Consider the following 21616-nt stretch of genomic DNA (forward strand, 5'->3'; position numbering starts at 1 on the left):
GGCCTAAAAAAAGGGATGAGGCGGAGTTGAGGCAAGATAGTGCAATACAGTGTTATTGTGCCCCTGTTAAATGAGCGGGAGCAGTTACCCAAGCTGGTAGCGCAATTGAGGGAGCTGGTCGCATACAGCAGTTGTGAAATAATCCTGGTTGATGGTGGCAGTAGTGATGGTAGTGCAGAGATAGCCGCTGCAGCCGGGTTGCGGGTAATTCAATCCCAGCGTGGACGCGCGCTTCAAATGAATGCGGGCGCTTCGGTTGCCTGTGGCAGTTGGTTGTTATTCCTACATGCAGATACTCGCCTACCGCAAGGTGCTCTGAGTGCGATTGCCTCTGCCTCGGTTAGGGGGGCACAATGGGGGCGTTTTAATATTCGTATCAGTGGAGACAGCCTGTGGTTTCCCCTGATTTCTACCATGATTAATTGGCGCTCTCGTTTGAGTGGGATCGCCACAGGTGATCAGGCGATTTTTGTTCGTCGCTCCCTCTTCAATGAGGTGGGAGGTTATGCCCGGCAACCACTGATGGAAGATATTGAGTTGAGCCGGCAACTGTTAAAAATAGCGCGGCCCCATTGTCTGCGTCAGAGAGTCACTACTTCTGGACGCCGCTGGCAAAAGTTCGGAATTTGGCGCACAGTCTTGTTAATGTGGCGTTTGCGTTTCGATTACTGGCGCGGCGTTCCGGCGGAGTGTCTGGCAAAACGCTATGAGTAACTCTTCTCTGCCCTCTCTGCGTCTAGTGGTAATGGCTAAGGCGCCCCTTCCCGGCTATGCAAAAACCCGTTTGATTCCAGCTCTTGGGGAGCAGGGGGCCGCCTCTTTGGCTGAGCGTTTGTTGCAGCAGACATTAATGGAAGCAGTAAAAGCCGACCTCGGCCCAGTAGAGTTGCATGTTACACCGGACTCCCTGCATCCCTTCTGGCAAACACTAGCCCTACCCAGGGGGGTAACTCTGCATAATCAGACGCAAGGCGACCTAGGTCAGCGTTTGTGGCATGCGGCCAATACTTGTCAGGTGGCGGGCCAGGGACTTTTATTACTGGGCACAGATTGCCCTGCATTAACGGCCGCGCGTCTGCGTAAGGCGGCCGTTGCGCTAAAGAATGCCGATGCAGTTATGTACCCGGCAAAAGATGGTGGATACACCCTGTTGGGGCTCAAGCGGGTGCACTGGAGATTGTTTGAGGACATTTCCTGGAGCACGGAGGTGGTTGCCCAGCAAACCCTGGAGCGCCTACAGGAATGTGCAATGCTCTGCCGGTGTTTGGAAGTGCTACCAGATATTGATGAGCCAGAGGACTTGCAGTTTTTGCCTTGTGCCTGGGGAGTGTCTCAAGCGGAAAGCTAGCTGGTTTCTACTAGCCAGGTGGGGATTCAACAAATTATCTGTTGTACAGTGGGCCTTTTATAGGGGGCGGCCAGTGTAACTGCTACGAAGGAGTTAGCTAGGGTAGGGGGGCTCCAGAAAGATGATTTCCCGAATGACTTGCCAGCGCCCATCCTCATAAACCAGGTTGATGCCCAGCCTTAATTTTCTTTCCTGGCCAGCTAAGTTATTTTTTCGGGAAAATATTACCAGCGCAGAGTTGTTGTTCGCTGCCACATGGTGAATTTTTTCCAGCTGTTCAGTGGCAATTCACCGGCATCGCGCTTGTGTTTGAATAAATCGATAAATGCGCTCTAATCGGCCAGGGTCAATTGGTCGGATTCATCGAGCATGTAGACCTGCATATTCCTATAGTAGACGCTCTCCAGCTCATCCACTCGGCAGTGGGCTCCTGCCTGTACAAGATAATCGATAAACTCCTCGATCTCTTTAACAGTGTCTTCCATCTCTCTGGCGCCTGTAATTTATAGCGCGGGTGCGGCACTGCCTTCCGCTTCCACTGCGCTGTTCTCTGCAAGAATCCCACCGTTTTCATCATTGGCCGCCAGGCGTTGTTCTTCGATACGGCTGGTCCAGCTCAGCAGAGCCTGGTAGTGGCGGATATTTTGCACATAGGTAACCGGCTCCCAGCCGCGTGCGTAGCCGTGCTTGGTAGATTTGTAATATTGGCGCTTGGCCAGTAGTGGCAGATGGTCGCGTACATCCGGCCACAGATCTGGGTTGCCGCCCATGCGCTGGGTGAGTACACGGGCATCTTCCAGATGACCGTAGCCCACGTTGTAGGCGGCCAGAGCCATCCAGGTTCTGTCGGGCTCGCGGATGCGTTCCGGTAGCTTGTTGCGGATATGCACGATATAGCGAGCGCCACCCTCAATACTCTCTTCCGGGTTGAGGCGGTTGACCCCCAGCTCTTTGGCGGTATTCAAAGTAAGCATCATCAGGCCACGAACCCCAGTGCGTGAGCGAGCGCGGGGATTCCAGTGGGATTCCTGGTAGCTGAGTGCAGCCAACAGATGCCAATCCAGCTCGTATTGATCGGCCACTTTTTGCATAACTCCGCGCCACTTGGGCAGTCGCTCGCGGCTACGCCTGGCGAATGCCTGGGCACCACCGGGATTCAGTTCGCTGACGTGACCAAAAAATTCCTCGCGCAGCTGTGCAATCATGCCATTGGTATTGGCACGCAACATAAACAGTCGTGCTCGCTGATAGAGGCTGTCGTCGTCACTTTTGGGAAAAGCCCAGGAAACCGGTTGGAATTGGCTGAGATTAAAAGCCACTCCAGTTTTGGGGTAGAGCCCACGGTGCACAGCGTAGGCGTTGGAATCCACCACCGCATAGCTGTATTGGCCCTGGTGTACCATCTCTACCAGCTCCATAGCGTCGACATCAGAAACTTCTTCCCAGCGCAAATTGGGGTAACGCTGTGAGAGTTTTTTTAATTCTTCGGCATGGGCGCTGCCGGCGATAACCGCAATGGTCTTACCTTCAAGGTCACTGGTTCTGCGAGGACGTTTTTCTCCGAGGCGGTAGATAATCTGTTGGCGAACTTCAAAATAAGAAGGGGAGAAACGCACTTGTTCACGGCGCTCCGGGGTCACTGTCAGCCCGGCGGCGGCAAAATGAGCACCCTCTTCGGGATCGCGCAGGCGAGCGAACATATCATCCAGGCTGTGCACATCGCGAATCACCAGCTTGACTCCCAGCTCTTCGGCAAAAGCGTGCAGCATGCCGTACTCAAAACCGGTGGGATTGCCAGAGGCGTCTTCGTAATAGGTGGTGGGGCCGTTTTGCGAGAGGACAACAAGTTCACCGGAAGCTTTAATTCGCTCCAGGGTATTCGGTGCTTTACTGGCAACTAATAGGGAGGCACAGCAGGACAGCGCGATACCTTTGCACACGCGGCGGACATAGCGCAGCGCTCGGCTTCTCATCATCATAGGCTGTCCCCTCTAGCTCGTCCGTTGGTTTTATCGCTGTTATGCCTAAGGCCTGCTGCGGGTATTTCCGCCAGGGCTTTCCTCGCCAATGCTGGCACAGTCTGCCAATTTTACATTATTTGACGACAATCTGCCCAATTTGGCTTTAGGACACTGTGACATGGGCGCTTGAAATGCCATTAAGACTTTTGTAGGGAGTTTTAACCCCCTAATAAAATCGGTGAATTTACGATTGGTTTTGTTCGCCTTTTGAACACATTGATTGCTATTTAGTTCATGTGTACTCAAGTGACGGGCGGGTGTGTTGGAGTTGCGGCGCTTCGGGTACAATTGCGCCTCTCAAATTTCCGGGGCCTTGTGCGATTCTTCTTTCGCGCAATCTTTCTCATTTAGACAAGAGGCTATCTCCCGCAATGTTAGTTCTGCGTGGTGCTCCCGCACTGTCGAAATTCCGCCATAAAAAACTACTCAACCAACTGCGCGCGCTGCTACCGACCATCGACGATCTTTACGCCGAGTTCGTACACTTCGCCGATAGCGACGCACTGGATAACAAGGAGATGGCGCTGCTTGAGCGGCTACTCCAGTACGGCCCCAGCGAAGAGAAGCACCAGCCGAAAGGCGAGCTGATCCTAGTGGTGCCGCGCCCGGGCACTATTTCTCCCTGGTCTTCCAAGGCCACTGATATTGCCCACAATGCTGGTCTCACCCAAATTCATCGGCTTGAGCGTGGTGTTGCCTACTATCTGAGTGGAGTTGAGCTTAGCGAGGCCGAGCGCCAGGCGCTGGCCTCACAACTACACGATCGTATGGTCGAGGTGGTCTTTACCGAGCTCGAGCAGGCTGAGCAGCTGTTTGTTGAAGAAGAGCCCCGCCCACTGCGTGGTGTGGATATTCTCGAAGGTGGTCGCGAGGCATTGGAAGTTGCCAATGTGACACTGGGCCTGGCCCTGGCCGAAGACGAAATTGATTACCTGCTCACCAGCTTCCAGGAATTGGATCGCAACCCCACCGATGTGGAGCTGATGATGTTCGCCCAGGCGAACTCCGAGCACTGCCGCCATAAAATCTTTAATGCCTCCTGGACTATCGACGGCGAAGAAATGCCGCATTCTCTATTTGGCATGATTAAGAATACCTACCAAAAAGGCGGCGACAATGTGTTGTCTGCCTATGCGGATAATGCTGCAGTTGTGGTGGGTAACGTGGCTGGACGTTTCTACCCAGACCCGGAAAGCAAGGAATACGGTTTCAGTACTGAAGCCATTCATTTGCTGATGAAGGTGGAGACGCACAACCACCCCACCGCAATTGCTCCTTTCCCCGGCGCTGGTACCGGTGCCGGTGGTGAAATTCGTGATGAGGGCGCGGTGGGCCGCGGCTCCAAGCCGAAAGTGGGCCTGACCGGCTTTACCGTTTCCAACTTGCAGATCCCCGGTTGGGAACAGCCCTGGGAGTCCAATTACGGCAAGCCCGAGCGTATCGTTACCGCTCTGGACATTATGATCGAAGGCCCCATCGGTGGCGCAGCATTCAATAACGAATTTGGCCGTCCGAATATCTGCGGTTACTTCCGTACCTTTGAAGAGAATTTCGATGGCGAGCGTCGCGGCTATCACAAGCCGATCATGTTGGCTGGTGGTTACGGCAATATCCGCGAAGAGCATGTAGAAAAGCCCGAGTTTTCCCCCGGCGCCAAGCTGGTAGTCCTGGGTGGCCCGGCCATGTTGATTGGTCTTGGTGGTGGTGCAGCCTCCAGTATGGCCAGCGGCTCCAGCTCTGAAGATCTGGATTTCGCTTCAGTACAACGCCAAAACCCGGAAATCGAGCGTCGCTGCCAAGAGGTGATCGACCAGTGCTGGCAGCTGGGTGAGAACAACCCGATTGCCTTTATCCACGATGTGGGTGCAGGTGGTTTGTCCAATGCTTTCCCCGAGTTGGTGAAAGATGGCGGTACCGGCGGTAATTTCGAACTGCGCAATGTGCCCTGTGATGAGCCGGGTATGAGCCCGCTGGAAATCTGGTGTAACGAATCCCAGGAGCGCTATGTACTGGCGGTTATGCCGGAAGACCTGGAGCGTTTCGAGCAAATCTGTGAGCGTGAGCGTACGCCTTACGCTGTTGTTGGTGAGGCTACCGAAGACAAGCACCTGTTGCTGAATGACAAGAAGTTTGATTCCAAACCAGTGGATCTGCCGATGTCGGTACTGTTCGGTAAGCCGCCGCGCATGCACCGCGAAGCAGAGACTCGCCAGGTTGAAGCCAAGGCTTTCTCCACCGCGGATATCGACCTGAACGAAGCGGCTGAGCGCGTGCTGCGCCTGCCCACTGTGGCCAGCAAGAGCTTCCTGATTACCATTGGTGACCGCACTGTAACCGGCCAGGTATCCCGCGATCAAATGGTCGGTCCCTGGCAGGTGCCGGTGGCTGATTGTGCGGTGACTACTGTTGCCTATGACAGCTACGCCGGTGAAGCCATGTCTATGGGTGAGCGTACCCCGGTGGCACTGTTGGATGCGCCGGCCTCAGGCCGCCTGGCTGTGGGTGAGGCAATTACCAATATCGCCTGTACTCCGGTGAAGCAGCTGTCCGATATCAAACTTTCCGCCAACTGGATGTGCGCTGCGGGCCACCCGGGTGAAGAGGAAAAACTCTATCGCACCGTAGAAGCGGTGGGTATGGAGCTGTGTTCTGAATTGGGCATTACCATCCCGGTGGGCAAGGACTCTATGTCTATGCGCACTGCCTGGGAAGAAGAAGGTGAGCAAAAGTCGGTTACCGCACCGCTGTCTCTGGTAATTTCCGCCTTTACCCCGGTTACCGATGTACGCAAAACAGTGACCCCGCAACTGCGCACCAATAAAGGTGAGAGTGAGCTGCTGTTGGTTGATCTGGGTGCTGGCAAAAATCGTTTGGGCGCTTCCTGTCTGGCACAGGTCTACAACGAGTTGGGCGACAAGCCCGCAGACCTGGATGATGCCAAGAAGCTGAGAAGTTTCTTCGAGGTGGTGCAGCAGGCTCTGAACGAAGACCTGATCATGGCCTACCACGACCGCGCCGACGGCGGTCTATTCACAACCCTGGCGGAAATGGGCTTTGCCGGCCGCGTGGGTATGGATGTGGAAATCTATGAATTGGGTGAAGACCCGATTGCCGCGCTGTTCAGTGAAGAGTTGGGTGCAGTATTACAGGTTCCCGCTTGTGAAGCGGATATGCTGGTACAGCGCTTTGCCGCTGTCGGTGTACCTACCCACAAGATCGGTTACCTGAATAATAACGAACACCTGTGCATCACCAATAACGGTGTTGAAATCTTCAAGCGCTCCCGTGCTGAATTGCAGCAGATCTGGTCGGAAACCAGCTTCCGTATCCAATCCCTGCGCGATAACGCTGAGTGTGCCGAGCAGGAATTTGCCGCAATCGCCCAGGAAGATCCGGGCCTGACAGTAAATCTTACTTTCGATATCAACGAAGATATCAGTGCGCCCTATATCGCTAAAGGTGTTCGCCCGAAAGTTGCTGTACTGCGAGAGCAGGGTGTGAACAGCCAAGTGGAAATGGCGCACTCTTTCCACCGCGCCGGCTTTAACGCTGTCGACGTACATATGAGTGACATCCTGTCCGGCCGTATCGCTTTGGACGAGTTCAAAGGTTTGGTGGGCTGTGGTGGCTTCTCTTACGGCGACGTACTGGGTGCCGGTGAGGGGTGGGCTAAAACCATTCTGTTTAACGATCGTGCCCGCGATCAGTTTGAAGGCTTCTTCAATCGCAACGATACCTTCGGCTTGGGGGTGTGTAACGGTTGCCAGATGTTCTCAGTGATCAAAGAGCTGATTCCTGGTGCGGATCACTGGCCGCGCTTTGTGCGCAACCTCTCTGAGCAGTATGAAGCGCGCTTCGCACTGGTAGGCATTGAAGACTCACCTTCCGTGTTGTTTAAAGGTATGGCGGGTACTTACATGCCGGTTGCCGTTGCTCACGGTGAGGGACGAGTGGAGTTTGCTGACCAGCAGGCACTGGAGAAGTGTGAAGCTTCCGGCACTATCGCGATGCGCTACCTGAATAACAAAGGGGAAATCAGCCAAACTTATCCGGCCAACCCCAACGGCTCGGTCAATGGTATTACCTCCCTAAGTTCTGAAGATGGCCGCGTGACTATTATGATGCCGCACCCCGAGCGTGTTGCCCGAGCTGTCAGCAACAGCTGGCATCCAGATGAGTGGAAAGAAGATTCCGGCTGGATGCGCTTGTTCCGCAATGCGCGGGTATTTGTCGACTAAGCCGATTCTCTTCTGCACCCCACAATTCTGTCGGGGTGCAAATTATTTTCTAGGCAGGCAAATGGATTTTTGTGGCATAAGGATATGCCGCCTGTATCAGCTGTTAAATCGCCCTTCAAAATCGATAGTGATTCTTCGAATTCAGTGTCGAGTGTATTTTCACTGTTAATTGATTTTTTATGGTTTTGTCAGTGTTTGCATCTGGCACGATTTACTTTTTGGAGCGCTTTGGATATTTCCTGCTACACTTAAAGGATTATTCGAAATAACTTTTCTCGCTATGGTGCAGTTATCTGTATCGATTCACAATTTTTTAATTGGCTTCTATGCAGAAATTCGGCATGGGGCGCTGCTCATAAACTCCCTTCGACTGATCTTTCGCTTGTCGCGTTTTTATTGGCGCAGATCCCAGCAGTACCAAAAATTCTTTTTCCTACCTAGCAACAGTGACTAAGGAGATTGTCATGGCGTACAACGAAACACTAGCAGAAAAAGTGCGCAATTTATTACAGGGAAGTCAGGGGCTCTCTGAAAAACAGATGTTTGGTGGTCTCGCATTTATGTTAAATGGCAATATGGCTTGTGGTGTGGTTGGTGAAGAGTTGATGGTGCGGGTGGGGCCGGATAATTATCAGGATGCTTTGGCTGAGCGTTATACTCGCCCTATGGATTATACCGGTCGCCCTCTAAAGGGGATGGTCTATGTGGAGGAAGATGCAGTGGAGCAGGACCTCGATGAGTGGGTAAATCGGGGGGTGGAATTCGCGGGGTCTCTCCCTCCCAAATAACATAAAGTAAAGAATTGAGATGCAGTGGTAGTCAAGATTTTCTGGCTTTTGCACTTGGATTTTTATATCGATTCGCAAAAAAGAGTGCACTATTCTCGAAATATTTCGACAAATGACATTGAGATCGTTTATGCAATCGAGAGTGGTGTATTTCTTTTTTTCTTTTTAATTAAATGTCTGTTTATTTGAAAACTTCGTCGCTAACAACTTGTATCACCTATATTCAGCGCCGGGCGTAATTAGAACAAGGGTGGCTGTTTGTTGTGGGTAGAGACTGCAGCATTTGGCAAGGGATCGAGTATGTATTTTATCGAATTAAATAATGGCGTGGAGATTCCCCAAATCGGAATGGGGATGGCTGCGATAGGTAGTTGGCAGCAAGATGATGGTTTTGTCACCGAGGTAATCCTAAAGGCCATGGCAATTGGCTATAGGCATTTCGATACGGCATCTTTATATGGCAATGAACGCGCCTTGGGCCGAGCTATCAAGGAGTCGGGTATCCCCAGGAGTGAACTGTTTATTACCAGTAAGGTCTGGGATACCGAGCAGGGAGGAAAGAAGACTCACGATGCTTTTGCACGAAGCTTGGAGCGTTTGAAACTGGAGTACCTGGATCTTTATTTAATCCAGTGGCCCGTTCCCGCTTATACACGGGAAACCTGGGAGGCGATGGAGGGGCTATACCAACAGAAAAAAGTTCGAGCTTTAGGGGTATCAAATTTCCGCAAATCAGATATTGAGCAAATAGCATCTTTTGCCGAAGTTCGCCCGGTTATTAACCAAATAGAGTTGCATCCATATTTCACCCAGCAACCACTAGTTGACTATTGTCAATTTCATAAAATTGCAATTAGTTGTTGGTCCCCACTGGGTACCGGGGGCTGGGCAGAGGTGCCTTTGGCTGAGAAGCCGATAATGGACCCGGTGATCGCTGAAATTGCTGAAAGGCATTCAGCTACGCCGGCACAAGTCATCTTAAAGTGGAATATTCAGCAGCATCGTATTGTTATACCTAAATCAGAATCTATAGAGCATATAGGAACTAATTTCTTACTAAGCGATTTTAATCTGAGTAACTCCGATATCCAGTCGATTAACAACTTGAATTGTAACAAGCGGCTTGGCGGTGATCCGGATTATGTACACAAGAAAAATATAACTTTAAAAGTACCGGATTGAGGGCAGAGCTTAAATAACGGAAGGAGATAATTTATCTATCCTGCGGTTGTGTCTATAACACTGTAAAGAAGTTTTTTGCTTTAAGCGGACCGCGAGGGAGTCATCTTTCTTAATAGCTCATAACTTGCGATAGCACAGGCCGAAGTGACATTCATTGAGGAATTAACCCCATGCATAGGGATGTGCACCGTCGCATCGGCTATTTCCAGTATTTCGGAGGCAATTCCATCTTTTTCAGCCCCTAAAACCAAGCAGACCTTATCTCCCTCAACGACAGGGGCTTGACCCAGTTCAACGCTTCTGGATGTGATCTCTAAACAGATTATCCTGTATCCCTCTTCCCGTAGTGCTAAGGCGGCTTTTAGGGCATCTTCCTCGTGTTGATAGGGAATATGCTGCTCAGTTGAGCGGGATACCTTACGGATCTTGGAGTTTGGTGGTAGCAGACTATCTCCAGCCAGGTAAATTTTCTCTACGCCCAGGGCATCGGCAATGCGAAAGAGTCCACCGATATTGCTGGGTGTGCGAATATCAGTGGCCAAATAGCAAAGGGGAAAGTTGTGTTTGCTGGGTGAATGATCGCTGTGCTCTTTCTGCATAGTTACCGCTGCTGAAAATGGCTACTAACTGCTGAGAGGTTCTTGGGAACTCTCTACCTGTGAGCCTATTTTAGCTTCTTCGAAAGAAGTATTCCTCATGCGCTCCACTAAAGAAGGCTCCTTGCTGGCCTTTTGGCTTTGTATCTGCATCGCTTGGCGATAAACCTTGTCGGAGACAATAAATTCTTCGGCCCGTTGATTAATTTCACTGTAGCGGGTATTGAGTTCGGAAATTTTATTGGAGAGGTGCTCCAGGTCGAGAATGCGATCAAAGTAGAGGGCAATTAACCGTTCACATTCTCTGGCAATGGCTAGGTATTCATTACCCACCTGGCGGTGTCCCTCATAGTTTTTCTTGAAGTTGAAGAAAGTCTGTACTCCCCCCAGTAAAGCAGCCAGCAAGGCTAAAGCGGCGCCACTCCACTTGGTCCAGTCAGGAAGTTCCGCATTGATTAGGGAAAAGAACAGAGAGCCAAGGAATAAGTTGACCACCACTATGGGGACTCCGCAGAGCACATGCAGATTGCGCCCCTTCATAGAGGCGCGGAAGTGGCTGTGCTTACACAGATGGGCATTCCAGCGCAGTTTGTCCAGTACTGCCACGGTATTCGGTATCGTGCTCATGAATCCCTTCTGCCCCTTTAGTGTTATTTTTGGAGGGCGATAGTTTGCCGGATAAAAATGAGATGTACAGGGTGGAGCAGGGAAGATTGGGATTGATGTGTTTAATTTACACACTGAGGGTTTAGTGGGCCTTGTGCTGGCGGTTAGTGAGCACCCGCCTTACAAGGCCTCAATTTGAGGGCTTCAAATAGGAGCTGGTAGTGAATTGCCTAGAAGCTATACGTTACGCCGACAGAAGACAGGTTGGCCTTCTCTTTTTTAATCTCGTAGATGGTGTGTTCCAGGTTGATGCCCCAGTCACCGTTCTTCCACTTAACTTCAGCACCGTAGTATGGGTTGCTGCCGCTGTCCTTCTCATTACTCCAGCTATAAGACCTATCGTAGGACTCTGCATACAAGAGCTCGCGATCTAGGCTGTATACGCTGAGGTTGCCGGAGTCTTCAGTCTGGCCGCTGTTATTTTCATTCCATTGGTGTACACCAAAGCGAACTCCGGCATTTAAGTTTTGTTGAATTTGCGTCGAAAGGGTTAATCCTAAGCTATAAGAATTGTATTTGGATTCCTGCAGACTTCTGAAATCGTAGTTTTCTATTAATACTTCATCTTCATTGTGCCACTCGAGGCCGTGAGCGCTCTGTTCATAGTCTCTGTGGATATTGCCGAGATTCGCTATACCGCCTTCGAAGGCAATATAGTTATTTACCTGATAGCCAACAGTCAATGCGTAGCCGGTTGAGTGGAGGTCCTCTCTTATCGCAGTGGAGTCTTCGCTATCAAACTGCATATTACCCAGTGAGGCTTTTAGGTAAAAAGGCTTCTCCTCTGCGTAAACGCCGCTACTAACTAATGCGATTAGGGCGGTGAGAGCGATATGATTCAAGGGGTACCTCAATTCAGTCAGTCGACAGGCGCTTGGGTGTTAGCAAGCGGCAAAGATCGTAAAGTCATGATTGGCGCGCATTGTACATCTGTACAAATTAAGCGTTAAGCAGAAAGGGTCCTTCATTACTGGATTGAAGCGGAAATTCTCATTGCTATGACACTGGGGTTGTCTTTTGGTGACGGCGGTTGAGCCCTTCCCTCATGACTACTAGGTCTGCTTATTTAAATATGCCCCCTTCTCGGAGTATTTTCTTCAGGTCAAGGCTGCGAAAGCCGCTCGATTTCTTGTATTTTGTGCAGCTCCAGATGAGAGGGGTAGCACTGCTCACCAAATTCACCTGGGGAATAAATCAATAAGAAAGTTAACCCTTCTGGCTAGGGGGGAATTGGGAGCTGGTATGTCGATTGCGCGGCAACAATTTATCGTCTTGGGGCCGTTACTGGCTGTAGCGTTTTACATTTCTTTGACTCTACTGGGGATGCAGTATCTTCCCGCAGTGACGGCAGCGATCACCCTGCTAACAGTGACTTGGTGGGTAACAGAGGCGCTTCCTATTCCCGCCACTTCTCTGGTGCCATTTGTGCTTTTACCCCTATTTGGGGTGACGGATCATAAGACTGTTGCGGCATCCCTCGGTAGCCATGTAATTCTGCTTTTGATGGGCGCTTTTATTCTGTCGAAAGCCCTTGAAAAGAGTGGTGCCCACGAACGGTTGGCTCTATATATGTTGCGTATCTTTGGGGTATCTAGCGGTAGGCGCTTGGTGCTCGGTTTTATGCTGGCCGCTGGTTTCCTCAGCATGTGGATTTCCAATACCGCCACAACCCTGATGATGTTACCCATTGCCCTGGCAATTCTCTCCCGTATTGATAATCAGCGCCTCACTGTTGCCCTGGTTCTGGGGATTGCCTATGGAGCAAGCCTTGGAGGCGTGGGGACGCCTCTGGGGACACCGCCCAATGTCATTTTCATGGGAATATATGAAGAGGTCACCGGTAGGGAGTTTAGCTTTCTTGGCTGGATGAAGATCGGGGTACCGGTTGCCCTGGTAACTTTACCGATAATGGCCCTCTGGCTTACCCGCAATGTTCACTTGAAGAATGAAATTGAGCCGCCCCAAGTCGGTGAGTGGCGGGCTGAGGAGAAACGCACTCTGCTAGTGTTCGCCATCGCTATTTTCTTCTGGGTAACCCGCAATGCACCGTTTGGTGGCTGGAGCGATTGGCTGGGGATAGGAGCGGCGGGAGACAGTACCGTAGCTCTCGCTGCAGTGGTGGCAATGTTCCTGGTACCCAATGGCAAAGGGGGGCGCTTGCTGGACTGGCAGACAGCGGAAACCATTCCCTGGGGCATGTTGTTATTGTTTGCAGGTGGTATAGCCCTGGCCAAAGGATTTTCAACATCTGGCTTGAGCGACATGCTCGGTAATGGATTGTCCTTTCTTACTGCTATGCCACTATGGCTGATGTTGGTGATTCTATGTTTGGGAGTTACCTTTCTTACAGAGATCACCAGTAATACAGCCACTGCGACTCTACTCATGCCCATTCTCGCTGTGGCGGCGACCTCTGCGGGCTTTGAACCTATGGTATTGATGATCCCCGCGGCTATGAGTGCCAGCTGTGCCTTCATGTTGCCTGTTGCCACAGCCCCGAATGCCATTGCTTACGGGACTGGTAAAGTGCGTATACAGGATATGGTTCGCGAGGGGGCGGTACTCAGTGTGACCGCATCGTTGATTATTGCGGGGATGAGCTGGTTGATTTTACCGGGTTGAGTTCACAGGTTTCTCTAGGGCTGGTATCCATTACTTTAGAGTGGGTGGTAAGTGTTTTAAACTCCGCCCCTTTGAGCCTAATAAGGTTATGTACCGGTTACAGAGTGTGAATGGTGTAATCGGAAAAACATGCGGTACAGGAGGTAGATGTGAAGAAAGCTGAGTATAAAATTGCCGTCGGGAAGTCTGGCTTTTCCAGTTTGGAAGAGGAAGTTACCCAGCTGCTGAATGAGGGCTGGAAGCCGATTGGTGGCTTGGCGTTTAATGCGGGTTACCCCTACCAAGCGATGGCGCGAGTGGTGAATGTTGCCAAGCCTTCTGGCCATTCACAGAGCCAGGCCCAAGCGTCATCTGAAGCTGAACCTACCAGAAGGCAATCCTATGGTGCTCAGGATGCTATGCGTATGATTGATGAGCTCACCTGAGATTATTGATTCGTAGATTGTTATGCGCTGATGTATGGAGGCAACTTTACATCCCTGCGGTGATCAAGCCAATTGTAAGAGCTCCCTTACTGATTAACGACCTTCTAAAGAAGGTGGGAGAAGAGGCTATGATAGGCTGACTCCTAGCCTGGACACACTGTGGTCCTGTCAAATGTGCTCACCGCTAACTTCATCACTCGTACGACATGCTTTAGCTATTAAAGGATATTAAGCATAAATGCGAAATTTTCTCGATATTGAAGCCCCCGTCATTGACCGTTTCGGCGGAAAGAAAGGCCTTACGGCCAGACTCACAAAGCCTAAACCCGCTAAAGAAATCTCAGCAATACCCAACAGCCAATGGTTGTCTGCGGCTTCTCGGGCTGTATTTCAGGCGGGGTTTAGTTGGAAAGTCGTGGAGAAAAAATGGCCGGGGATAGAGCATATTTTTTATGGCTTTGATTTGTCCTTTTGCCGATATCTCTCTGAGGAAGCGCTGGATGACTTAATGCGCCAGGAGGGCATGATAAAGCATTGGACCAAAACTCGCTCAATCTCCCGGAATGCAGACTTCTTCTGGCATTTATCCAATGAGAATGGGAGTCTGGGGGAGTATTTTGCTAGCTGGAATACGAAAAACTATGTAGAGAATCTCCAGAGTTTACGCAAAGGTGGAGACCGACTGGGAGGCAAAACCGCCCAGGTTTTTTTGCGTCGTATGGGGGTGGATACACTGGTCTTTGCCAGCGATACTATCCGTGCTCTAGTGAGAGAGGGGGTAGTAGATAAATCTCCCTCTTCAAAAAAAGACTGGGTCGCACTACAAGCGGCTATTGAAACTTGGCAGGCGCAGTCGAACCGCAGCTTAAATGAGATCAGCCAGATATTATCCTTATCTGTTGGGTAGTTGGTTAAGCCTGGTAGATGGAGCCCACTGCTTAAGCAGTGTAAAGAGTGGGCTCAGATCATCAGAATTGTAATAACACTAGAACTGGTTTAACTATGGCTGAGGACGAACACGAAAGTCTACAGAGAGCTCCGCCTCATAAATAACCTCATCAAATGATTTATCCTGGCCAGAATCAAAAAAATTGCTCTCAAAGTTGCTGCTGGAGTCACGGGAAGCGGTAACAACAACCTCTTCTATAGCCATGGCGCCTTCAGTAGCTCGGTAGTGTATGTTATCACCGCGAATGCCTATCGGTGTCAGCTGGACACCAAGCGCTTTTTCATAATCCGCTTTCTGTTCCAGAATATCTTGCAGAGCCCTGGATTTAACTTTCTTGTTAAACAGATTCTTTTCTGAATGCTCAAATATGGTGTTTGCTATTTCAACGTCTTCGTTTTGATCTGTGAGCTGCGCAATACTGTGGAGTTGGCTTTCCTCGTTGATTGAAATAGTTACGCGGTTAACAACCTTATAGCTCTTGGGCTTCTTGCCCATCCAGCCATATTGGGGTGAGGAGGAAAATTTTGAGCTTTTAATATTTGCTCCCTTGATTCCAGCCTCTGTCAGGCTCTGATGCAATTTGGAACGGAGCCTGTGATTGGCGTCAATTGCATTTGATAGTAGCTCTTCTTCCGTTGTGACAATCAAACTGACAATGGCCTTATCGGAGTACGCGGTTTCTTCCGCGCTGCCACGGATGGTAACAATATTCTCCGCCGGGTGGAGGAGTCCGCGTAGGTCCTGGGGTGTACCTCTAATTTCTGGAGCTGCCAGGCAAGCACTAGATAAGAGTAAGCTGATAATTAGTAGTGGTAGTTTCATTTCACTATATCCTTGTTAGGTTTTTGTAGGTGTACTACTTATGCGGTGGAATATCGATTAATTTCAAAGATGTATATTGTTGCCAGGCCCTAATAGCTTGAAGAATGATTATTTTTGTTAAAAGCTGTATAACCTAGCAGCTTTCTATTTAAATCAAAGTATATAAATTGCTTACTGAACATTAATAAGAAATACCTTGATTATTTGTTTGTCTTCACTTTTATTGAATTGTATCTCTGATTTTTAATAAATTCTCTTTTGATGGCTGTTTGCATCAATGTTCAATACTTTGCATTGTATTTTTGCTCTCATGTTGCTTTATCAAGACCTTTTGTCTTTTGCGGTTTGATCTATGTCACGGTTTTTGTGGTGAGTGTATCACGGAAGGTCGATTGCATAGCTAATAAGGTCGCGTTGGCTTACGTGTATCTCAAACCAAATAATAACTATATTTGTAGCGACTTACGGGGTGAAGAAAAATCATGGGAATTCATTTTTTAAAAAATTTATTGGTCCTGGCTCTCACTATTCTGCGGCCTTAATTATCATTAATAGAAATTATTGATTTTTGAAAATGAGTGGCTCAGATAACCGTGGCTGGGGCTGCGGCAATGGTCACGTGGTCAGTTGGGTACAATTGCGATAAAATGGTGTGGAGTGATTCATTCGAAGGCTATTTTAATCATTTTTTATCCTCTACTTCATCGATAGTATCCAATGGAGGAGGCCACACGGTGGTACCTCTAGGTGAGGAGATCAACCTATCAATTATTGTTTCTCCTAAATACATAGAATATTCAGATATGGAGCGCTACCTTCGTGATGAGGTTGGTGCTGATCTTAATGATGTAGATGCTTTTGATGAGGAATGTAGTTCAAATTGGGAGGTTAATTGTTTTCTCTCTTATATGGCCCATAAGAGTGAATATGATAATGATGATTATCCCATTATAGAGTGCCAGGCTCTTTATTCCGGTAACGGGCTGGATTCCTCTTCTTAAAGTCGTGTGGGAATTACCTAGGTTAATGGCAGTGGCAGCATTGATGGTGAGGGCTTTGAATGGTTAGTGGAGGATAGTGATTACCAAATTAGTGATCCTCAGTTGGTTGACTTAAGAAATGACCGCTATTTACTTGGTTATGCTAAATTTTAATGTATTTCGGATAATCTGAAATTTGATCGAATTAATAGCCCTAGCTCTCTGCGGTTATTGGTCTCAAAAGCGTATTATGTTTTGGAGATCGATTCGGATTTGAATATTCTTGAGGGCCCAGTTCAACTTCCTAACCATGGTTGGGGGGGGCTAGATGAACCGATGTATTTAGGTGATGGTAAGGTAGCTTGGAGCTACATTAAGAACCCGAAAATTGAAAATTATGGTGGTGGCCAGCAGAATGTGTGGCAGGCGATAATTTATCATTCCAAGAGTACCAATTAAGCCCCTCCGTCAAAAAGGATAGTAAGTTTGTGCCCAGTATTGTTGCTGGGCCATTTTCTATAAATGGTGGAATAAGTTTCATGCTTCTGCTTAAACTCAGCAAAATTTAATGTTTTGTTTAATAGGTAACCAAGTTGCAAGGTATATTTTCTAAATAGGACTGTCTTCCTTTGCCAAAGCGGTGCCTGCTGAATATCTACTGTATTAGCCCGTGAAGCTCCAATCCTTTCCATTCTGGAGCTGTAGGTATCATTAAGTTAAAGCGGTAGGCGTATAGTATCTCCTGGAACAAAATAGACTCCAGCTATGGAATCGAATACTTCGATTTTGCACAGATGTCAGCGATGTAATTCATCTCATAGTCTGGGTTTATATCTATATAGAGCATTTGCCTAACACCCCATACCTTTACCCGGTCTTGAATATCTTCCTCAGGGGAATGCATAGTTGCCCTAATATCTATAGTGTTTTTTTGAGAACTCTAAGATTGTGAATGACTTGATGATATCTCGTAATCTTTACTAAATGGGCCTGGTGGAGGGTGAGCCTCAATAGGCTTGGCAAGTTTTTTTCTTGATAGAGGGAGGGGGGTTAATAGAGGAGGATAGTAACTTCAATATTCTTTGCATTGGGCTCATGGATCAGTACCGATCAAGGCGATTTTGATTTGAGTTAATTCGATTAGCAGCTGGTAGTCAAATATGTGACTGATTGGTCCGCAAGCCTGTCGCCCCCGGTTCTCGTTTGGCGCCCTAAGTCCTATATCCGTTGAGCATCCCCGGATAACTTTCCCTGTCCAAAAATGACTCCGGCCAATAAAAATAATTTTTTGGGAAGTGTGATCTAGAGCCGGGAAATAAATATAAGGAAACAACAATGACTCTTTGTAAACGACTAGGTGCGAGTCTCTCACTTGCACTGGCTGGCCTATTTGCTTCCGTATCTGCTGCGGCAGATAACTGCTATATCCTAGTTCACGGACATGGTACCGAAGGGCATATAAAACAGCGCACCAACTCCCAGGGTAAGTTAGAGCAACCAGCCCTAGATTATTGGAGTGAAGCTTTCTTTGATAAATATAACGGCAGTAATTTTATTGAGCAGCTGCGAATCAATGGCGGCAACTATGGAGTTGTAGGTTATAACTCCACCGATGAAGGTGAAATGCCTTACTGGCATGATGGCACAGCTGGCGAAATTGCCAGACAGATTATCGATATTCGCAGCGGTAAGGGAGATGGCTATCAACATGAGAATCAATGTAAAGCCGATGATACTTTTTGGGTGATTGCCCATAGCCAGGGCGCTGCACAAATGATGTACTTATCTGGTAACGCAGTGCCTGGGTCTCCTTATTACAATCGTGCTTATAATCAGTTTGATAGTAATACTATTACTGAGAGCAATAAGGTTTGTACTGGTCGCTGGTTTTGGAAGAGATGTAAAACGGAAACCAAAACCAGAAATGTTGCCGGTTTAGATGATCGCTATGCTGTAGAGGTCGACTTCGACAAAGCTATGAATGGTATTGCTGCGATCTTTACCACTGGAGGGGCTATTACAGGCACCGAGTTCGTCGATCGTCTGTGTAATGGTAGCTGGATCGAAAGCGTGGTTAACGACCTATTTATCGGTCGTGAATGCTCAGCGGTACGTTATCTGCAAACTAATGATGTGTACTCCGTGCGCAACTATGTGGGCACTAACTTGGCATCGCCCGTATATACCATTGGTGGTTATGCTGGTTTCCCTGGTGTTGCAACCGCAAGCTCTATATTGCTTGCTGGTGAGGACGATGGTTATATTAATCTCGCATCCCAGATGAACTGCTCCGGTTCTGCCAAGCGTAATCTCTATTCAGACCTGAAGGAATACAAAACCTTCCTGGGCATTGCCTATGGCAGCGCTATCTTCTCCTGTGACAACGATCACAAGGGCACAGCGCGTTCATATAACCTGGCAAGCCTCTATACTGACCACGATGCACAGCGTAATGGTGGCATTATGTCCCCAGATTATACCGGCATTCCTAATGGTCTGAACTGCGGTATTGGTAAGAACAGCGCTGGTCGTATTGCTGCCTGTACTCAGTAATTTTTAGATTTACTTTTATGCCTTTTTTGGCACATTAGGGGGCTTATTCGCTTCCTGCTTCCTCACAGGATAAAGCCCGCTTATTTATAGCGGGCTTTTTTTAGGGAAAGTTCAAGGTGGGTGGTATCCACCGCTGTTACTTACCAGTGCCATTCGGTCATCTTTTCCTTGGAAATGGTGCGTATTCCAAAACGTTAACTATCTATATTGTTTATTGTATAGGGCTTACCGGAATAGTTCGAAGAACTCATTCCTGGGAAATATATATCTGGCAGTGCCAGTCAGTAATCTCTCCAGATAGTCTCGCTCAGTGCAAATATATCCTTTAAAGAGTATCAAATAGAATAAAACTGATAAGAGTTACTTCATATATTCACCTGTATTTAATATTTGATTTTTTGTCCGATTAGTCATAACTATAGCTTCTATCATTGGAGAGTGGGCGATGTAGTCCTCCTTACAATTGGCTTCTCAAGTCAGCCGTGTTCTAAAAGGCTAGTCTTGATAGAGTGTCTTTGGCAGTAGTCTTATGGAGCGGCTTTATGGGTAATCTTAAGTTGGCAGCGGGTGTTGAAATCCCTGCTATTGAAGTGGCCAAGCTGGGTGGTGGAAAAATTCAGCTGGGTAAAATGGAAGGGAGTTTCCCCTGGCAAATGGTAGTGGTTTATCGAGGTAAGCACTGTCCGCTCTGTACCAAGTATTTACGGGAATTGAATGTGCTGCTGCCGAGATATCATGAAGAGGGCGTTTATGTGACAGCTGTGTCAGCGGATAGCGCCGAGAAAGCGTCTGAACAAATGAGGGAGGTCAAACCAGATTTTCCGATAGGTTACAATTTATCCATCCCTCAGATGCAGCAACTGGGTGTCTATATCTCCAATCCCAGGTCTCCAGAGGAAACTGATAAGCCTTTTGCCGAACCCGGGATTTTTGTGATTAATGAGGCTGGTAAGCTGCAAATCGTTGATATTTCTAATGCACCCTTCGCCAGACCAGACTTGCAGACCTTGTTGATGGGGATCGAGTTTATTCGAAATCCGGAGAATAACTATCCAATTCGGGGAACCTACTAAAGCTACTCATCTGAGGGTTAGCCTCCTAAAAACGCAATAAAAACCCCATTGGGATGTGAGATTTTTATTGCGAGTTAACGGTTAACTTTGTAGCTATTTATCAATTCTTTTTATAGTGTTAGAGGTTTGCCATAGAACCAAGTTTGAGGCCAGTGACATTAGAAATTATTCAACTCTTCACGTAGGTCGTGTTCCAGTTCCTCAGTGCCAGTAATCCACACGCTTTTATCTGGTGCGGGGAATACACCAACTTCAATATTATCTTTTCTTAATCCGGGGAGCCATTTCTTCAGAAACTGTGGGAGGGGAATACTTTTAGGCGTGAGTTCGGTTTCATCTTTAGCATAAGCGCTAGCAAATTCTGACGTAGGCCATACGGGTAAATATTCAAAACCTCCGTCCTCATCAGTATGTATTTTGAGGAAGCAGTTTTGGTTATCGACTAATATCCAAATTTCCCGCTCTTCACCGATTGCACTCAGGAAATATTCGTATCGGTCTTCACAACTCTGGTTAATTACTTCATTTAGATTGGGAGTACTCATATATAAATTCGCAATGGCTGATTGGTAGCAGGCTGATATTTACAGGCCTGCTCGAATAAGTGTGTAACAGTAACACAGTCAATGCGTGGCATTATGCGCGAATACAAGATACTGTCCAGATGGTTTGATGTGTTGCCCGGTAGTAGATAGGAGCGGGAGAGATTCTATAGAACATAGGTCTATGAATGGTTTGGAGAGTAAATCGAAGTACTCTCAATAAAAATCGGTTTGAAGGCTTGTTTTCAGTACTTCTCTCTATGAGAGACAACTTTTCTTTTTGTGATAATTCATTAGCCCGAAACCTGTTGCGAACTCTACCATATTATACATTAGAAAACTTCAATAAAATCAACTAGTTACGGGTTGATTTTTAAAGCAGATAACGCTCAGATTTACTCTATCTAACGACGTTTAAATTAGATAGGTACATTATCTGTTGGCTTAGCCTATTTTTGACCTAGAGTCTCTAGTTGCTATTAGAGAAGCTCTGTTAATATTGGAGCTTGTTTATACAAGCTAGGGGCAGTTTATCATTGTGCAATTTAAGTCATGAGTCGATAAAGCTTCAGTTTCCACTGTTACTGCTCTTGTCACAAAGCTGTGATCAAGAAAGGTATCGAAAAGGGCTTTAGCCCGTAACTCTGAAATTCGGGGCAGCCATCAGAGCATCGAGACCAGTGCCGAGTATTTCCTCGGCAAAGTTCTTGTGATGGCCGGGTAACCGCGAAAGCGGTTACCGAAAAGATCGCGCCTACCGGCGATCGTTTGGCCATGTTATGTGGCTACTCCTCCTGGTTTCATTATGACA

Annotated in this window: 19 protein-coding genes; 12 read left to right on the forward strand and 7 right to left on the reverse strand. The window is 48.2% G+C overall.

Translation table 11 applies throughout. The features are described from left to right. The first annotated feature begins 39 nt into the window (after positions 1-39). Entirely contained in the window at positions 40-714 is a 675-nt protein-coding gene (locus ACJJIV_RS16545) for a TIGR04283 family arsenosugar biosynthesis glycosyltransferase (protein ID WP_444884084.1), read from the forward strand. After that, on the forward strand, positions 707-1348 hold the full coding sequence (locus tag ACJJIV_RS16550; RefSeq protein WP_444889661.1) for a TIGR04282 family arsenosugar biosynthesis glycosyltransferase: 642 nt from the start codon (positions 707-709) through the stop codon (positions 1346-1348). The genes ACJJIV_RS16545 and ACJJIV_RS16550 overlap by 8 nt, the downstream gene beginning before the upstream one ends. Before the next feature lie 332 nt (positions 1349-1680). Here ACJJIV_RS16550 and ACJJIV_RS16555 read toward each other — a convergent pair whose 3' ends face one another. Further along, on the reverse strand, positions 1681-1833 hold the full coding sequence (locus ACJJIV_RS16555; RefSeq protein ID WP_444889662.1) for a hypothetical protein: 153 nt from the start codon (positions 1831-1833) through the stop codon (positions 1681-1683). Positions 1834-1851: 18 nt separating this feature from the next. Then, positions 1852-3327, reverse strand: a complete 1476-nt coding sequence (gene mltF / locus ACJJIV_RS16560; protein ID WP_444884087.1) for a membrane-bound lytic murein transglycosylase MltF — start codon at positions 3325-3327, stop codon at positions 1852-1854. 413 nt (positions 3328-3740) lie between these two features. Between mltF and purL the strand changes: the two genes are divergently transcribed. From purL to ACJJIV_RS16575, 3 genes are all read left to right on the forward strand, one after another. Beyond that, positions 3741-7607 carry a phosphoribosylformylglycinamidine synthase gene (gene purL, locus ACJJIV_RS16565; protein ID WP_444889663.1) on the forward strand — a complete coding sequence of 1289 codons (3867 nt, stop codon included), beginning with the start codon at positions 3741-3743 and terminating at the stop codon, positions 7605-7607. Positions 7608-8071: 464 nt separating this feature from the next. After that, entirely contained in the window at positions 8072-8395 is a 324-nt protein-coding gene (locus ACJJIV_RS16570; RefSeq protein WP_252082900.1) for a TfoX/Sxy family protein, read from the forward strand. Positions 8396-8695: 300 nt separating this feature from the next. After that, a complete protein-coding gene (locus ACJJIV_RS16575; protein WP_444884089.1) occupies positions 8696-9577 on the forward strand; it encodes an aldo/keto reductase in 882 nt (293 codons plus the stop codon). 80 nt (positions 9578-9657) lie between these two features. Here the strand turns inward: ACJJIV_RS16575 and ACJJIV_RS16580 are convergent, their stop codons facing one another. From ACJJIV_RS16580 to ACJJIV_RS16590, 3 genes are all read right to left on the reverse strand, one after another. Beyond that, entirely contained in the window at positions 9658-10176 is a 519-nt protein-coding gene (locus ACJJIV_RS16580) for a TrmH family RNA methyltransferase (protein ID WP_444884090.1), read from the reverse strand. A gap of 24 nt (positions 10177-10200) precedes the next feature. Beyond that, positions 10201-10800 carry an SLATT domain-containing protein gene (locus tag ACJJIV_RS16585; RefSeq protein ID WP_444884091.1) on the reverse strand — a complete coding sequence of 200 codons (600 nt, stop codon included), beginning with the start codon at positions 10798-10800 and terminating at the stop codon, positions 10201-10203. Between the two features lie 209 nt (positions 10801-11009). Further along, positions 11010-11681 carry an outer membrane beta-barrel protein gene (locus tag ACJJIV_RS16590; protein ID WP_444884092.1) on the reverse strand — a complete coding sequence of 224 codons (672 nt, stop codon included), beginning with the start codon at positions 11679-11681 and terminating at the stop codon, positions 11010-11012. 400 nt (positions 11682-12081) lie between these two features. Here ACJJIV_RS16590 and ACJJIV_RS16595 point away from each other — a divergent pair, with 400 nt between their 5' ends. The 3 genes from ACJJIV_RS16595 to ACJJIV_RS16605 all read left to right on the forward strand — a co-directional run bounded on the left by ACJJIV_RS16595 (position 12082) and on the right by ACJJIV_RS16605 (position 14793). Then, positions 12082-13461 carry an SLC13 family permease gene (locus tag ACJJIV_RS16595; RefSeq protein WP_444884093.1) on the forward strand — a complete coding sequence of 460 codons (1380 nt, stop codon included), beginning with the start codon at positions 12082-12084 and terminating at the stop codon, positions 13459-13461. Positions 13462-13610: 149 nt separating this feature from the next. After that, positions 13611-13886 carry a hypothetical protein gene (locus ACJJIV_RS16600; RefSeq protein ID WP_444884094.1) on the forward strand — a complete coding sequence of 92 codons (276 nt, stop codon included), beginning with the start codon at positions 13611-13613 and terminating at the stop codon, positions 13884-13886. 238 nt (positions 13887-14124) lie between these two features. After that, complete coding sequence (locus ACJJIV_RS16605; protein ID WP_444889664.1) at positions 14125-14793, forward strand: DNA-3-methyladenine glycosylase I; 669 nt, start codon at positions 14125-14127, stop codon at positions 14791-14793. A 93-nt stretch (positions 14794-14886) separates the two neighbouring features. Here ACJJIV_RS16605 and ACJJIV_RS16610 read toward each other — a convergent pair whose 3' ends face one another. After that, entirely contained in the window at positions 14887-15657 is a 771-nt protein-coding gene (locus tag ACJJIV_RS16610) for an SIMPL domain-containing protein (RefSeq protein WP_444889665.1), read from the reverse strand. Positions 15658-16235: 578 nt separating this feature from the next. Between ACJJIV_RS16610 and ACJJIV_RS16615 the strand changes: the two genes are divergently transcribed. The 4 genes from ACJJIV_RS16615 to ACJJIV_RS16630 all read left to right on the forward strand — a co-directional run bounded on the left by ACJJIV_RS16615 (position 16236) and on the right by ACJJIV_RS16630 (position 20263). After that, on the forward strand, positions 16236-16658 hold the full coding sequence (locus tag ACJJIV_RS16615; RefSeq protein ID WP_444889666.1) for a hypothetical protein: 423 nt from the start codon (positions 16236-16238) through the stop codon (positions 16656-16658). Between the two features lie 252 nt (positions 16659-16910). Next, positions 16911-17096, forward strand: a complete 186-nt coding sequence (locus ACJJIV_RS16620) for a hypothetical protein (protein ID WP_444889667.1) — start codon at positions 16911-16913, stop codon at positions 17094-17096. Positions 17097-17972: 876 nt separating this feature from the next. Further along, on the forward strand, positions 17973-19190 hold the full coding sequence (locus ACJJIV_RS16625) for a hypothetical protein (protein ID WP_252082881.1): 1218 nt from the start codon (positions 17973-17975) through the stop codon (positions 19188-19190). A 542-nt stretch (positions 19191-19732) separates the two neighbouring features. Further along, a complete protein-coding gene (locus tag ACJJIV_RS16630; RefSeq protein WP_444889668.1) occupies positions 19733-20263 on the forward strand; it encodes a redoxin domain-containing protein in 531 nt (176 codons plus the stop codon). Positions 20264-20421: 158 nt separating this feature from the next. Here ACJJIV_RS16630 and ACJJIV_RS16635 read toward each other — a convergent pair whose 3' ends face one another. Beyond that, positions 20422-20808 (reverse strand): DUF2750 domain-containing protein, encoded by a 387-nt coding sequence (locus ACJJIV_RS16635; RefSeq protein ID WP_252082877.1) that lies wholly within the window; start codon positions 20806-20808, stop codon positions 20422-20424. Between the last annotated feature and the right edge of the window lie 808 nt (positions 20809-21616).

This window comes from Microbulbifer mixtoriginis (SeqCode) (genome assembly GCF_052466765.1).